At 46.3% G+C, this 14,222-nt stretch carries 13 protein-coding genes and 1 pseudogene; 7 read left to right on the forward strand and 7 right to left on the reverse strand.

Annotation, left to right across the window (positions count from 1 at the left end; translation table 11 throughout):
- Positions 1–6: 6 nt before the first annotated feature.
- Positions 7–204, reverse strand: coding sequence for a hypothetical protein (locus QUB10_RS16430; RefSeq protein ID WP_333109345.1), 198 nt, complete (start codon positions 202–204; stop codon positions 7–9).
- A 571-nt stretch (positions 205–775) separates the two neighbouring features.
- Here QUB10_RS16430 and QUB10_RS16435 point away from each other — a divergent pair.
- Together QUB10_RS16435 and QUB10_RS16440 are read left to right on the forward strand one after the other, a co-directional pair.
- A complete protein-coding gene (locus tag QUB10_RS16435; RefSeq protein ID WP_333203680.1) occupies positions 776–3,319 on the forward strand; it encodes a mannose-1-phosphate guanyltransferase in 2,544 nt (847 codons plus the stop codon).
- 221 nt (positions 3,320–3,540) lie between these two features.
- A complete protein-coding gene (locus QUB10_RS16440; RefSeq protein WP_333203682.1) occupies positions 3,541–4,098 on the forward strand; it encodes a single-stranded DNA-binding protein in 558 nt (185 codons plus the stop codon).
- A gap of 151 nt (positions 4,099–4,249) precedes the next feature.
- On the opposite strand, the gene QUB10_RS16445 is transcribed toward QUB10_RS16440, so the two are convergent.
- Both QUB10_RS16445 and QUB10_RS16450 read right to left on the reverse strand, forming a co-directional pair.
- Positions 4,250–4,597 carry a hypothetical protein gene (locus QUB10_RS16445; protein WP_333053922.1) on the reverse strand — a complete coding sequence of 116 codons (348 nt, stop codon included), beginning with the start codon at positions 4,595–4,597 and terminating at the stop codon, positions 4,250–4,252.
- A gap of 462 nt (positions 4,598–5,059) precedes the next feature.
- Positions 5,060–5,293 carry a hypothetical protein gene (locus QUB10_RS16450; protein ID WP_333053920.1) on the reverse strand — a complete coding sequence of 78 codons (234 nt, stop codon included), beginning with the start codon at positions 5,291–5,293 and terminating at the stop codon, positions 5,060–5,062.
- 221 nt (positions 5,294–5,514) lie between these two features.
- Here QUB10_RS16450 and QUB10_RS16455 point away from each other — a divergent pair, with 221 nt between their 5' ends.
- The gene (locus tag QUB10_RS16455) at positions 5,515–5,739 is read left to right on the forward strand and encodes a helix-turn-helix domain-containing protein (RefSeq protein WP_333053918.1); all 225 of its coding nucleotides are present in this window, start codon (positions 5,515–5,517) and stop codon (positions 5,737–5,739) included.
- 63 nt (positions 5,740–5,802) lie between these two features.
- On the opposite strand, the gene lipB is transcribed toward QUB10_RS16455, so the two are convergent.
- A complete protein-coding gene (lipB, locus tag QUB10_RS16460) occupies positions 5,803–6,486 on the reverse strand; it encodes a lipoyl(octanoyl) transferase LipB (protein ID WP_333203685.1) in 684 nt (227 codons plus the stop codon).
- 151 nt (positions 6,487–6,637) lie between these two features.
- Here lipB and hpf point away from each other — a divergent pair, with 151 nt between their 5' ends.
- Together hpf and QUB10_RS16470 are read left to right on the forward strand one after the other, a co-directional pair.
- The gene (gene hpf / locus QUB10_RS16465) at positions 6,638–7,291 is read left to right on the forward strand and encodes a ribosome hibernation-promoting factor, HPF/YfiA family (protein WP_333203687.1); all 654 of its coding nucleotides are present in this window, start codon (positions 6,638–6,640) and stop codon (positions 7,289–7,291) included.
- Between the two features lie 174 nt (positions 7,292–7,465).
- Positions 7,466–8,104: a Uma2 family endonuclease gene (locus tag QUB10_RS16470; RefSeq protein WP_333203689.1), complete on the forward strand. Its 639-nt coding sequence runs from the start codon at positions 7,466–7,468 to the stop codon at positions 8,102–8,104.
- Positions 8,105–8,233: 129 nt separating this feature from the next.
- Here QUB10_RS16470 and QUB10_RS16475 read toward each other — a convergent pair whose 3' ends face one another.
- The 3 genes from QUB10_RS16475 to QUB10_RS16485 all read right to left on the reverse strand — a co-directional run bounded on the left by QUB10_RS16475 (position 8,234) and on the right by QUB10_RS16485 (position 10,789).
- On the reverse strand, positions 8,234–8,692 hold the full coding sequence (locus tag QUB10_RS16475) for a peroxiredoxin (protein ID WP_333203691.1): 459 nt from the start codon (positions 8,690–8,692) through the stop codon (positions 8,234–8,236).
- 250 nt (positions 8,693–8,942) lie between these two features.
- Positions 8,943–9,839, reverse strand: a complete 897-nt coding sequence (locus QUB10_RS16480; protein WP_333203693.1) for a metal ABC transporter permease — start codon at positions 9,837–9,839, stop codon at positions 8,943–8,945.
- A gap of 140 nt (positions 9,840–9,979) precedes the next feature.
- Positions 9,980–10,789 (reverse strand): metal ABC transporter ATP-binding protein, encoded by an 810-nt coding sequence (locus tag QUB10_RS16485; RefSeq protein WP_333203695.1) that lies wholly within the window; start codon positions 10,787–10,789, stop codon positions 9,980–9,982.
- Between the two features lie 102 nt (positions 10,790–10,891).
- Between QUB10_RS16485 and QUB10_RS34255 the strand changes: the two genes are divergently transcribed.
- Together QUB10_RS34255 and QUB10_RS16495 are read left to right on the forward strand one after the other, a co-directional pair.
- Positions 10,892–12,391 (forward strand): metal ABC transporter substrate-binding protein, encoded by a 1,500-nt coding sequence (locus QUB10_RS34255; RefSeq protein WP_445300771.1) that lies wholly within the window; start codon positions 10,892–10,894, stop codon positions 12,389–12,391.
- A gap of 478 nt (positions 12,392–12,869) precedes the next feature.
- A pseudogene (locus QUB10_RS16495) lies at positions 12,870–14,191 on the forward strand (IS4 family transposase).
- The last annotated feature ends 31 nt before the right edge of the window (positions 14,192–14,222 follow it).

Here is a 14,222-nt window from a genome sequence, read left to right on the forward strand (position 1 = left end):
CTTGAATTACCTTTTAGAAGCTTTGAGAGCTTTTGTAAAGTTTTGGCGGTAAGGCTTATTAAAAATTAACGCGGGCCAGAGCAGGGAGAGCTTCAGGCGATTTGTAAAACTTCGATCGAAGTTAGTGCGATTGAACCCATTCCAAAATTTCCAAATACCGCCGCCGTAAGCGGCTAGCAACACCAATCCAATTAACGGTTCCATCAAATAACCCCCTAAGCGACTGATTGGATTTTGAGTCAGCGAGCCTGCATCGCTACCCTTAATCTATCATTTATCAGACGCCAAGGCACACCGATAGCTGTAGTAATTCCACCTTCCGAAAGAGACTGCAAAATCCCCGCTGGCCACAAACTTAAAAATAACACCCCCGAAATAGCTTTCACCGAGCAAGCAAGAAGGGACTTCTGGTAAAAGTCGATCGTTCTGAGGACTTATAAGATTGAATAAGTGAAGAATTAAAGAATGGGGAATGACTGATGAGATAAGGGTTTCGAGTACGGGCCTACAGTTGCATTCTGTTTTTTAACTGGTATTACCCAACATCCCCTACAAATCCGAGCTCGACCGGGGGATTGGTGCGATGCCGCAAGTTCTAATTCGGTTGAAATCGGTTGCTGTTGGGGGACGGCCTGGCCCAACGGGATTTACCAGACGTGTCACTACTCGAAGATAATTAACTAAGAACTGATAGCTCGCGGCCGACGAATTACAGCAGGCAAACTTTTTCTAGCGGACAATAGCGGTAGAGAGCTTTTTAAGCAAGGAGGATTTTATGCGTGCAGTGCTGATGGCTGGGGGATCGGGAACGAGGCTCAGACCCCTGACGTGCGATTTGCCCAAACCGATGGTGCCGATTCTGAATCGCCCGATCGCAGAACACATTATTAATTTGCTAAAAAGGCATCAGATCACGGAAATTATTGCGACGCTGCACTACCTTCCCGATGTCATGCGCGAATATTTTACTGACGGGGCAGAGTTTGGCGTTCAAATGACTTACGCTGTGGAGGAAGACCAACCGCTGGGTACGGCTGGTTGCGTCAAAAATATTGCTGAATTGCTCGATCGAACTTTTCTGGTCATCAGCGGCGACAGCATCACAGACTTCGACTTAACCGCAGCGATCAAATTTCACCGCAGTCAGCAATCCAAAGCCACGTTAATTTTAACTCGCGTTCCCAACCCGATGGAATTCGGGGTCGTGATTACCGAGGAAAATTACCGCATCAGCCGCTTTCTGGAAAAGCCTTCTAGCAGCGAAATTTTCTCCGATACTATCAATACCGGCATTTATATTTTAGAACCCGAAGTCTTGGATTACCTGCCGACACATCAGGAGTGCGACTTCTCCAAAGACTTGTTTCCCCTGCTACTGGAAAAAAACGAGCCGATGTACGGCTACATCGCCGAAGGTTACTGGTGCGATGTCGGCCAGCTAGATGTTTACCGGGAATCTCAGTACGACGCGCTGCGGGGAAAGGTCAAACTCGATTTGAGCTACTACAACGAAGTTCGATCGGGACTTTGGGTAGGTCAGAATACTTTTATTGACGATAGCGCGATCGTCGAAGTACCGGTCATGATCGGCAACAATTGCCGAATTGGAGCCCGAGTTAAACTCGATGCCGGTACCGTGATCGGAGATAACGTGACAGTCGGGGCCGATGCCAACCTCAAACGTCCCATCGTCTGGAACGGAGCAATTGTCGGCGAAGACGCTCATCTTAGGGCCTGCGTGATTTGCCGGAGTACCCGCGTAGACAGGCGCGCTCACGTCCTCGAAGGTGCTGTCGTCGGTTCAATGTCCATCGTGGGAGAAGAAGCACAAGTGGGGCCAAGCGTGCGCGTCTGGCCGAGCAAAAATATTGAATCCGGCGCTCTGTTAAATCAAAATTTAATTTGGGGAGAACAAGCTAAGCGGAATTTGTTCGGTCAGCGTGGCGTTCAAGGACTGGCAAATGTGGATGTTACCCCGGAATTTGCAGTGAAATTGGGCGCGGCTTATGGCTCGACTTTGAAACCGGGGACTGCGGTATCGGTTTCTCGTGACCAGCGGAGCATTTCGCGGATGGTTTCGAGGTCTTTGATTGCGGGTTTGATGTCGGTGGGTATTAATGTGATCAATTTGGAATCGACGGCAATTCCGATCGCGCGCACGGTTTCGTCTACGATATCAATTGCCGGCGGCATTCACGTTCGCATTTCGCCCGATCGCTCCGACCACATTTTAATTGAATTCTTCGATATCAAAGGCATCAATATTACTAAAGGAGCTGAGAAGAAAATCGAGGGGGCTTATTTTAAGGAAGATTTGCGGCGTGCTCTAATTCCCGAAATTGGAGAGATGACGTACTTTAACCAAGCTCTTGATGTTTACAACCGCATTTTTGAGCGGCAGATGAATGTTGAGGCAATACGCTACAGCAATTCTAAGGTGGTAATCGATTACGTTTACGCAGTTTCAGGAGCAATTCTGCCCCAAATGCTTGCCAAGTTCGGCTGCGATGCGGTGGTCCTCAATGCCAGTCTCAAACAGACTTCTCTAAGCAACGGGGAACGGGAATATTTGCTCGACCAACTCGGCCGGGTGGTGAAAGCACTCAGCGCTAATTTTGGAGTGCAGGTATCGGCTAACGGCGAACAGCTCATTTTGGTAGATGAGTCTGGGATAGCGATTCGTGGGGAAATGCTGACGGCGTTGATGGTAAATTTGATGCTGACTTCTCATCCCAAAGGTACAGTAGTAGTGCCGGTGCATGCGTCTTCTGCGGTGGAGGCGATCGCCCGACGCTATCAAAGCAAGGTAATCCGCACGAAGGCGAACCCAACTGCTTTGATGGAAGCCGCTAACAGGAACCCGAATGTGGTTTTGGGCGGCAGCGGCCTTATGGGTTTTATTTTCCCGCAGTTGCATCCCGGATTTGACGGAATGTTCTGCATTGCTAAAGTGATAGAAATGATGACGATTCAGGAGCGATCGCTCGGACAGATCAAGGCGGAACTTCCCCGCATCACCCACCGCAGTTACAGCGTCCGCTGTCCTTGGACTATCAAGGGTTCGCTGATGCGACATTTAGTAGAAACTCATTCGCCCGATCGTTTAGAATTATTAGATGGAGTGAAGATTTTTAACTACAGCGACGACAATTGGGTATTAGTTTTACCCGATGCTAGTGAACCGACCGTTCATATCTTCGCCAACAGTGAGGATCGAGATTGGGTATCTGAAACGTTGAAGGAGTACCGCGCCCTCGTTCACGATTTTGTCAGTCAAGCCGAGGCGGCGGTTCTCCAAGATAAATTTGGTAACGTGTAATCGGGAATTGGGCATTGGCCAAACAGGGCATTGGGCATTGGCAATGGGGAATTGGTAATGCAAAAGTAAAAAAATAAAATGCGTTATTTTAAGTTTTACCTTTTTACTTGAAAGTTCATGCCCAATTCCCAATCCCGAATTCCCTGTTTGGTCAATTCCCAATTCCCGATGCCCAATTCCCGATGCCCAATGCCCAATTCCCAATTACGCACAGATAACCGATGAATAGCTGCATTTTGATGGCGGAAATAACTCAACAACCGCAACTCCGTTATACTCCTGAAAATCAAGTTCCAATCGCTGAAATGCTGGTGCAGTTTCCCGGCCCAAAACCTGAAGATCCGCCCGAACGTTTGAAGGTGATAGGATGGGGCAATTTGGCTCAAGAAATTCACGATAAATATCGCGAGGGCGATCGCGTGATTATTGAAGGTCGGCTGGGCATGAATACGATCGAAATAGATGGTATCAAAGAAAAGCGCGCCGAACTGACAGCTCAAAGGATTTACAGTGTCGGCGCCGATGCAATGAGTTCGGCTGCCCCAACTAGAACCGCCCCCGAACCGGCTCAAATTCGCGACAGCGCCCCGGCTAATGTGCCGAGCAATGTAGTACCTTTAGGCTCGCGTAACCGCAGTTCTAACAGCGCTCCAAGCGGCGCTAACCGCACGTCTAGTTCGGATTGGAACTCGCATCAGTCTTCAAATTCTGAGTCCGATCGCCAGTCGGGTTCGTCTAACGAAGCTGACAATCCCGATTACGATCCGATTCCATTTTAAAAATTAGGGTGCATCACTTTACAACTCGACTGTTGGATCGAAAGTGACGCACCTTAATTTAAGAGCGATCGCACTTCAGGAAAAAAAGGGCGATCCTCTTCGAGGGCTGCGCTAACGAATTTGGCCCAACTACGAGCTCTCATTGCAAATTTTACAGCTTGATCGTCACAACTTTTTTCTTGCTTTTTTCGTCGCGCAGCACGACGGTATTGTAGGGTGATGTATCCGTCCCCAGCGGAATTGGCAGCTTAAAGCTGCTGCTCTTATGCTTAACTTCGCCTAAATCAATGCTTTTCGTTATATTGCCATCTGTTGCCAGATAAGCGCTAAGTTCGCCTTTATAATCTTCAATCAAAAAGTCTCTGAAGAAAAGGACTTCCCCAGCACCCTCGACATCGATAGCAAGGATGACCGTACCGCTAAACGTTGCGCCTTTTTCTTCTTCATCAACCGTCGCCATTTTAATTTCCGAGGGGTCTTGACCGGACATATCTGGCATAAATTTTTTCTCCTGAGCAAAGCGCAATAATTAACAAGAATCTTACTTGATGCTAGGGGGGATCGCAAAACTCTTAGGACGTATTTCTGCATCGGTCTTGCTTCTCTCTAAGGTTAGAGAAGCCCGCGATCGCGCATCATAGCACCAATTCTCTCAATTCTTGAATCAGTAAGGAATGAGAATTAAATAACTTCCACTCTTGAAAGTGGGACGGGCGGGACGCCCATCCCACAATAACAATTAAAATTGTAAGTTATTTAATTCGCGCTCCTAAGTACAGACCGTTTAAATGCTCTCTCTAATACCCCCAAGTCTCGCAAACACGGCCGCGTTAATTCGATTCGATATTTAGCATCCTTACGGTTGAGTTTTTAAGTGATTGGGTAGAGAATTAAGCCTGATGTTTTTGATAATTTAAGAGCGATCGCACTTGGCTCAAGAAAGGGCGATCGCCCTTAAAGATTATTCTTTCCAGTAACGGGTTAAAATCCGCATTACTTCGCCTGCGATCGGGGACGGTAAAGGCGGGCTCCATTCACCAACTTCTGCAAAACCCAAAACGTGCAGCAGATTGATGAGGCTTTCGACTCCTTTGGGAATCCCGCAAATCAACAATCGGATCGGTTGCTTGCCGGTGGGTGCGTCGGGAATTTCTTCGCGCAGGAGTTCGGGAACTGACTTTGGCTGTGATATCATGAGTTTTAACTACACAATAGTCGGATAGCGATCGCCCTTGAGTTTTCGAGGCCAAGGGGCGATCGCTTTTCCGTTTGTACATCCTCAGCATAGTTCATTTTCTGAATTTAGTCAACTGCCAAGCTCAAATAATTTACCGTAGCGGTTAATTAAAGGAGAGTGAAGGTTGCGGGATGGTAACATCAGCTTGCAAAGTCCAGGCTATTAATTGAGCATCAACAGTGGTCATCCGTTGGAAATTGGCAGTTGTAATGGCCGAGCGTAATATCAGCAACAAAGAGTTGGCTGCTTTGGTGGGGATGCACCCAACTTCGTTTTCGAGACTCAAAACCCGCCGTCGCCTCACGAGAATTGACGAATCCACTCTCAATGCTCTGTGCAAAGCACTAAACTGCCAACCGGGCGATTTAATGGTGTATGAGGAAGACCAGCCCGATCGCACTTAAAAAACCGACTGCGGTTAGGAGTAGGGTTGACAGCGACGCACACTACACATTCGTGAAGCGAAGCTATCCCGTAGGGAATCGCACTATTTCCAGTGCAAAAACGCGAGCAAACTCAGCGACAAGGATCGATCGCACTCGATCGACCTCAATTCCGGGGATAAACTGCTCTAAACTCCCAACAGGTCGATCGGGAATCCCGCAAGGTACAATTTGCCCAAAACCGGCCAGATCCGGACAAACATTTAAAGCAAAACCGTGCATCGTAATCCAGCGGCTGACTTTAATGCCGATCGCACCTACCTTGCACCCATCCACCCAAACCCCAGTCATACCGGGAACCCGCGAACCCTTCAACCCCAAAACTTCCAGCACCCCCAGCAGCACTTCCTCCAACTGCCGCAAATACCAGTGCAAATCTTGCTGGTGACGGCGCAAATTTAAAATCGGATAGCCCACCAATTGGCCCGGACAGTGGTAAGTCACCTCGCCGCCCCGCTCAACTCGGTGCAGTTCCGCCCCAGTTTGGCTTGGGTCAAATTTCAGAAATTCCAGCTTTGCTCCCATTCCCAAAGTGTAAACCGGCGGGTGTTCCAGCAAAATCAGGACATCTGGCAAATCTGGCCTGTCGCGCCGTTCTTGCACGAGTTTTTGCTGGATTTCCCAAGCTTGGGAGTAGGGCACAAGTCCCCAATCGAGGAGCAAGCAGGGTTGTGCATTTAGTGGTTGATGGATTAGAGGAGAAACCATGCAAAAAATCAATAGTATTTTTACGGAATATTGGCCCAGCTTAAATCAAGAATTGTCAACATATAATAAAAGATTTGGAAGATAAGTGTTTTCGAGAATACATAGTGCTACTGTATAAAATATACCGAAGTTACAGAAGGGAGGGAGCTCTATGAAGCTTGTTATCCAGGGTAAAAATATAGAAATCACCGATGCGATTCGCGAGTACGTCAATCAAAAGGTGGAAAAGGCAGTTAGCCATTTTCAAACTTTGACGACAGAAGTGGACATACATCTATCGGTGGCTCGTAACCCCAGGATCAATCCTAAGCAGACTGCTGAGGTGACAATTTATGCTAACGGCAGCGTGATTCGGGCTGAGGAAAGCACGGAAAGCCTGTATGCCAGCATAGATTTGGTTGCCGACAAGATAGCTCGTCAACTGCGGAAATTTAAGGAAAAACGCCACGACAACAAGACCCAAAGTAGTGCCAAAACGGTTACGGTAGTTGAAGAACATCCTGTAGTAGCGGATCTGATTGGCGATCGAACTCCCGAACTTCCTGCTGAGGTTGTACGGACTAAGTATTTTGCTATGCCTCCAATGACTGTGCAAGAAGCTTTGGAACAATTGCAGATTATCGATCACGATTTCTATATGTTCCGTAATTCGGAAACAGGCGAAATTAACGTACTCTACGAACGCAAGACTCACGGTGGCTATGGAGTTATCCAACCCCGCCACAGCAACGGTAACGGTAATAGCAAAAATGGCAAAACTGCCGAAAGCGCTACATCTGAAAAATCGAGTGTTGCAAAAAGCTAGATAATTGCTGAGTGCTAATTGTTAATGGGTGCAAGCCGTTAGCAAAAAAGGACTAAAGTCCTTACTACGAACCACGAGTTTTTAGTAAGGACTTTAGTCCTTTCTTGTTTTTTAATATCATGATTCGTAGTCAGGACTTTGCGGATATTTTCTAGAGAAAATGGATGAACAATTATGCTATTGGAGTTAAGACAATTAAAGATTCAACCGGGTCAGCAATTACTGGTTGAGGATGTTAACTGGCAACAATTTGAAAGTATTTTGGCGGAATTGGGAGAACGTCGTGCTTCCCGACTTTCCTATAGTAACGGACGGTTAGAAATTATGGTTCCTCTGCCCGAACATGAAAAAGCCAAGGAAATCATTGGCGACATGGTAAAAATTTTGTTGGAAACACGACAAATAGCATTTGAGTCATTAGGTTCGACAACGTTGAAAAATGAACGCATGAGTCAGGCTGTAGAACCGGATACCTGTTTTTACATTCAAAATCAAGCAGCAGTTATAGGTAAAAATCGCCTCGATATGAGTGTTGATCCACCCCCAGATTTAGCGATAGAAATTGATCTCACCTCTCGCACGCAGTTGGATAATTATCAAATTCTAGGAGTGCCGGAACTTTGGCGATACGCACGGCGAGGGCTACAAATCAACGTCTTGCAAGCCGAACAATATATTGAGTCTGATGTGAGTCCCACTTTCCCCAATATCCCGATTGTCCAACTGGTGAATCAGTACACTCAGCAGAGTCAAGTTGCTGGTAGAACCCACGCTATTCAAGCTTTTAAAAATTGGGTACGGGAAAACCTCTAGTCTGAGAATTTCCGTTCTCACTAAAAACCTTTAGTTCGCAATCAGGAATTTAGTTTTTTATGGTTTTTTAGACAATGAGGCATGAGGACTCTCGTCCTCACTACCAACAATATATTTAAGCAAATCCACCTAACTTTTAATAGCTTCCAAAGTTTTGAGTGCTTCTGCAACGTGTGCTTTGAAGTCTAACATCGAGTCGAAAATATGCTTGACAACGCCTTCTTTGTCAATGACATAAGTTACTCTACCGGGCATAATCCACAGGGTAGCTGGAACTCCATATAATTGCCGAACTTTGTTGCCAGTATCGCTCAGCAGTGTAAAGGGTAGCTGATATTTTGCCGAAAATTGCTGGTGCGATTGTTGCGAATCTTCGCTAATTCCTATGACTTCTGCACCTGCGTCTTTGAAGACTTCGTAACTATCTCGAAAAGCGCAAGCTTGGGTGGTGCATCCGGGTGTGTCGTCTTTGGGGTAAAAGTAGACTATGACGTTTTTTTTACCTTTAAAATCTTTGAGGCTGACTGATGTGCCAGTTTGAGATGGTAAGGTAAAATCGGGTGCGGTGTCTCCTACTTTGACGGTCATGTTTTTTTAACTTAGTAGATGTGTTGGCGTGAAATTTTAACTTTTGTTATTGTACTGTTTTTTGTGACCAATAGTTCGTAGTTGCGATCGGGCGAGTCGGGAGTATCTGAGATGCTGCACCATTCTCAATAAGCCTTTTAGGAACAGGCTTTTCGGCCTGTTCCACAAAGAGTGAATTTTATTGTGGAACAGGCCGAAAAGCCTGTTAAGCGAGAATTGTGCAAGATGTGAGTTACTACAAACTTAATTGTTATCGGCCTTTAGTTAAATTTTTTAATTCCCGCCATATTGGAGGAATTTGGCCGGAGTGTGTGCGGGGCTGGGTGAGGATTCCTTGAGTCGGACTGAACAGTAATGATAGCACAAAGAATCCCGATGCAACTAAAACTATTGCGGGCCCGGATGGCAAGTTATAAAAGTAGCTGAGATACATTCCGCTAATGCTGGAAATAACTCCAATTATTGCGCCTAAAATCATGACTTGGTGCAGGCGAGTGACTAGGAGATAGGCGGTACTTGCGGGTGTAATTAATAGGGACAAGACTAGCACTACGCCAACGGCTTTGAGGCTGGCAACTATTGTGAGGGCGATTAGTACCATCAATCCGAAGTTGAGCAGGTTTACTGGCAAACCTGTTGCTTGCGCTCCTAATGGATCGAATGTGTAGAATAGCAGTTCTTTGTAAAAGAATACTACAACTAATAAGACTACGGCGACTATGACGGCTGTGTCGATCGCATCTTCGGCAGTAACCCCCAAGATGTTGCCGAAAAGAAAGTGGTTGAGGTCGATTTTGTTGTCTTTTTGGACGATCGTAATTAAAGTGATGCCGAGGGCGAAGAATGCCGAAAATACGATGCCCATGGCGGCGTCTTCTTTGATTGTCGATCGAGCTTTGATCCAAGCTATGATTACTGTACTCAAAACTCCGGCAATGAACGCGCCGAGAAAGATGTTTGCTCCGAGGATAAATGCGATCGCCAATCCGGGCAAAACCGAGTGGCTGATGGCGTCTCCGAGCAAGGCCAGCCGCTGTACCATTAGGTAGCTGCCGACGATCGCGCAGACGATGCCGACGAGAATGGCAATTATGAGCGATCGCTGCATGAATCCGTACTGCAACGGCTCAATTAAGGTTTGTAGCATAAAATTATAACATCACAGTTAACTAATGACTAACAACCAAAGCAACCGGGTTTAAGGGGAGATCGATCGTTGCCAAACCCAATATTACCCAAGAAACTGGGTTCAAAAGCGTAACTCGTAGATTAATGACTGCTAGCTAATTAAGCGGCTTGTCCGGCAAAAAACATTACTTGTCCGCCGTAGGCGCGGTAAAGGTTTTCTTGGGTTAGCACTTCTTGGCGGGGACCAGCGGCAATCAGTTCTGTATTGAGCAAAATTAAATCGTCAAAATTAGTGATTGATTCGCCTAAGTCGTGGTTGACTACTAAGACGATTTTCCCGGCATTTGCTAGTTGGTGGAAGATGTCAAAAATGATATTTTGAGTTTTTTGGTCAACGCCGACAAACGGCTCGTCAAAGCAGAAAATAGCGGCTTCTTGGGCTAATGCTCTCGCTAGAAATACTCGCTGTTGCTGTCCACCGGAAAGTTGCCCGATCGGTCTGTCTTTGTAAGCAGTCATGCCTACTCTTTCTAGGGCATCGGCAGCGGTGCGGCGGCTAGCTGCCGAGAAGCGGCGAAACCATCCGGCTTTTCTGACTCTTCCCATCATGACGACATCCCAAACGGTGGCGGGATAGTTCCAGTCAATTTGCGATCGCTGGGGCACGTAGGCTACTGTTTCGAGTCGATCGGCGATCGCTTCTTCGCCCCAGGTAACAGTGCCGCGAGCTGCGGGAATTAAGCCCAACATTGCTTTGATTAGGGTGCTTTTGCCGGCACCGTTGGGGCCAATAATACCCGTCAGCCTTCCCGGTTTGACGGAAAGATTGATATCTCTGAGTGCCTCTACCGTGCGGTAGTTTACTGCTAAGTGCTTAACAGCGATAATTTCAGTGTCGGTAGCGCTGTCTTTGAGGTGGCAAACCATTTTAGACCAAGGATTCTCGTTGGGGAAGGCGGCGGTATTCATGGTGGTGAGTCTATCTCCTTTTTATTAAGTTTACTGTAAAAATGAAAAGAATATGAAATCATCGGTAAATAGGAATAATCTGGAACGCACGAGAGGTAGATAATGGGACACTGCAAGCTCGAAACCCCTCAAACCATAGGTTTGGCGGCGAAAATCTCAAGTCGGTTAAAACTCATATCTTCCACCCTTCTCAAGCACAGGCAAGATGCCTGTTCCACAAAGAGTGAGTTTTCTTGTGGGGTGGACATCCTGCCCGTCAAGAAGGGGCAAGATGCCCGTTCCACAAAGAGTGAGTTTTCTTGTGAGGTGGGCATCCTGCCCGCCCAGAACGGGCAAGATGCCCGTTCCACAAAGAATCAGTTTTCTTGTGGGGTGGGCATCCTGCCCGCCCAGAACAGGCAAGATGCCCGTTCCACAAAGAATCAGTTTTCTTGTGGGGTGGGCATCCTGCCCGCCCAGAACGGGCAAGATGCCCGTTCCACAAAGAATCAGTTTTCCTGTGGCACAGGCATCTTGCCTGTTCCTAAGCAAGTAATTGAGAATGGTGTCAGATGTGAGTTAAAACCGACGGCAATTGTGAAGCAACTTGATAAAGGGGAGTTTAGCCGTGAGTCGGGGATTGAAACCGCCGCCCCTGGATGGGACAAGTCCAAGGTATTTTGGATTAGAACTATTGCTTGCGGCATTTTGACTGTGGGTTTATTTAGTTGCGCTCAAACCCAGGGCGATCGCCTCTCTCCACAGGCAGATGCTAAACCGAAGGTAGTTGCTACGAGCACAATTATTGAGGATTTGACCGATCGAGTAGCGGGAGGCGAAGTTCAGCTAACAGGAATTTTGCAGCCGGGAACCGATCCTCACGTTTACGAACCGGTGCCAAAAGATTCTCAAGCCTTAGAACAAGCTAACTTAATTTTATATAACGGTTACAATTTGGAACCGGGATTAATTAGGATGATGAATGCCGCCGGAATTAAGGCACGGAAATTAGCAGTGGGGGAAGTTGTCAAGCCTTTGCTACTGAATAAAGAAGGCAATACCGTACCCGATCCGCACGTTTGGGGAAATGTGGAAAATGCAGTTCAAATGGTCGAAGCGATTCGGGATGCGCTAATCGAACTATCGCCGGAAGATCGGGAGAAGTTTACGCAGAATGCTGTGAAACTTACTGAAGAGTTAAAACGCTTGGATAGTTGGATCGAACAAGAGATTAAAACTATTCCCGAAAAGCAGCGCAAATTAGTCACAAGTCACGATGCTTTTCAATATTACAGCCGCGCCTACGGATTGGGAGAGGCTAACAGTTTGATCGGGATTAGTACCGAGGAACAGCCGAGCGCTCAAACGGTGCAGAAGTTAGTAGAATCGGTGAAAGCTGCGGGCGTTCCTGCTATTTTTGCCGAGACTACAATTAACCCGCAACTGATTAGAACAGTGGCGGAGGAAGCGGGGGTGAAATTGGCGGCGCAGCAACTTTATTCTGATTCGATTGGGGCGCCGGGAAGCGAGGGTGATTCTTATGTGAAAATGATGTCTGCTAATACTCGCGCCATCGTCGAAGCTTTGGGGGGGAAATACACGCCGTTTGAAGTTAGCAAGTAGTAAGTATAGCCTTTCTCGGTAACATGAGGTACCCGACGTGCATAGGGCATAGGGCATAGCTCACTTTCTTGAGAACCGCTATATGGTGCGTCAGAATAGTTTTATTTTCTGTGCGGATCATTGGTAACAAGTTAGAAGAAAGTAGATTTTGTCAATACCTCTTTGTGTATAAATATAATTAAATAATAATGATAATCAAACAAGGAGTAAGGGGGGAGAGTCCGCCAACGGCAGACTCTTCCACCGACAGCGATTATCATTATTAATAATTTGTTCGCTTGACAGGCATTGTGGGCGGTCGAGCGAGTATAGTTGCACCGCCAGAGCACAGCAGCGTCGGGGCCAGCGATAATAGTTGTACCATGTTGGTATTATCAAACGATATAATTGACAAATAATTGAGCGATTGTGTAGGTCAGTAAATATGGCTAAAAGTCAAAAAACCAACCGTGACCACGCCAAAAAAAACACAAGACCAATGGTGGAAGATGAGGTAATTGCCTCGCAACTATCTGCATTATTAACACCAGCCATCACCTCCCAAGAAAATTACTACCGTCAACTGGGTTTACGAGGGAGAATTCTCAACTTACCGTTGATGGTAGCAGCAGTATTAACCTTGCTGTGGCGAGACGTAGCTGGAGTGACAGAACTCACAAGAATGCTGGCAAGAGAAGGTTTTTTGTGGTGCAGGCCTACGACAGTTAGTCAACAAGCAATGTCTCAAAGGTTTTTAAGTTTTCCCGCCACCTTATTTGAGGGAGTCTTCAAAAATTTATTACCGAATTTAAGAACTGCTTGGTACAAGAGAAACCAACGACCCCTACCAGAAAGCATTCAATTTGCCTTGACCAAATTTTCGAGAATTTGGATAATAGATAGTTCAACGCTCGAAGCATTGTTTTGCAAGCTCAAAAGCTTGGAAGATATACCGAGAGGGCAGTTGGCAGGAAAAATGGCAACAGTCATAGATTTAATGACCAGGCTCCCTGTTGATATGTGGTTTCTGGAAAACCCGAGAGCTTCTGATGTTAAGCTTGAAGAAAATATTCTGCAATTTGTGCCAACTCAAACCTTACTCTTACTGGATAGAGGATTTGATCATTTTAGCTTTTGGCTCAAATTAATTGAACGAGATATCCACGCTCATTACTCGTTTGAAAAAAGGAGCATCAATTAAAATAGAGCAAGTATTTACCAATAGTTATGAACTCCGAGATAGTCGGATAAGGCTAGGCTCAGGAACTTCAAAAACTCCATTTATTACCTTACGTTTGATTGAAGTTCGTTCAGACAAGATTTGGCATTCCTATTTGACAAGCGTACTAGATCCTCATGTATTACCTCCCTACGTCGTGGCAGATTTATATCGTAGGCGCTGGAGGATTGAAGATGCTTTTAATACTGTCAAAAGGCTCTTGGGCTTAAGTTATTTGTGGACTGGTTCTCTTAACGGCATTCAGCTCCAAATTTGGGGGACTTGGATATTTTATGCGCTCTTGGTCGATTTAGGTGATGCCGTTGCTGACGAACTCTCTTTACCAATAGATTCGATTTCATTAGAAATGATTTACCGGGGTCTTTACCATTTTTATGTAGCTCATCAAAAAGGTAAGGCAACTGACCCCCCAAAGTATTTCGCCTTGAAGAGAAAACCGAGATTTAGGTATTGTTAAATCTCAACGAAAGCCCAATGTTAAATTAATTGTTGCACCTTTCCCTGATCGACAGCGAGGCAACAACCAATTTTTCTTTGAGACATCTTCTCAAATCCCCTTGACAACTGCCATACAGGCTTAACTTGTGACCAATGTGTGCGGATAGGGTGAGG

This window comes from Microcoleus sp. B5-D4, from assembly GCF_036705145.1.
In the GTDB taxonomy this organism is placed as follows: Bacteria; Cyanobacteriota; Cyanobacteriia; order Cyanobacteriales; family Microcoleaceae; genus Microcoleus.

Coding starts and splice junctions, on each gene's coding strand:
- QUB10_RS16430 (WP_333109345.1), bottom strand. CDS start 204: ATGGAACCGTTAATTGGATTGGTGTTGCTAGCCGCTTACGGCGGCGGT.
- QUB10_RS16435 (WP_333203680.1), top strand. CDS start 776: ATGCGTGCAGTGCTGATGGCTGGGGGATCGGGAACGAGGCTCAGACCC.
- QUB10_RS16440 (WP_333203682.1), top strand. CDS start 3,541: ATGAATAGCTGCATTTTGATGGCGGAAATAACTCAACAACCGCAACTC.
- QUB10_RS16445 (WP_333053922.1), bottom strand. CDS start 4,597: ATGCCAGATATGTCCGGTCAAGACCCCTCGGAAATTAAAATGGCGACG.
- QUB10_RS16450 (WP_333053920.1), bottom strand. CDS start 5,293: ATGATATCACAGCCAAAGTCAGTTCCCGAACTCCTGCGCGAAGAAATT.
- lipB (WP_333203685.1), bottom strand. CDS start 6,486: ATGGTTTCTCCTCTAATCCATCAACCACTAAATGCACAACCCTGCTTG.
- hpf (WP_333203687.1), top strand. CDS start 6,638: ATGAAGCTTGTTATCCAGGGTAAAAATATAGAAATCACCGATGCGATT.
- QUB10_RS16470 (WP_333203689.1), top strand. CDS start 7,466: ATGCTATTGGAGTTAAGACAATTAAAGATTCAACCGGGTCAGCAATTA.
- QUB10_RS16475 (WP_333203691.1), bottom strand. CDS start 8,692: ATGACCGTCAAAGTAGGAGACACCGCACCCGATTTTACCTTACCATCT.
- QUB10_RS16480 (WP_333203693.1), bottom strand. CDS start 9,839: ATGCTACAAACCTTAATTGAGCCGTTGCAGTACGGATTCATGCAGCGA.
- QUB10_RS16485 (WP_333203695.1), bottom strand. CDS start 10,789: ATGAATACCGCCGCCTTCCCCAACGAGAATCCTTGGTCTAAAATGGTT.
- QUB10_RS34255 (WP_445300771.1), top strand. CDS start 10,892: ATGGGACACTGCAAGCTCGAAACCCCTCAAACCATAGGTTTGGCGGCG.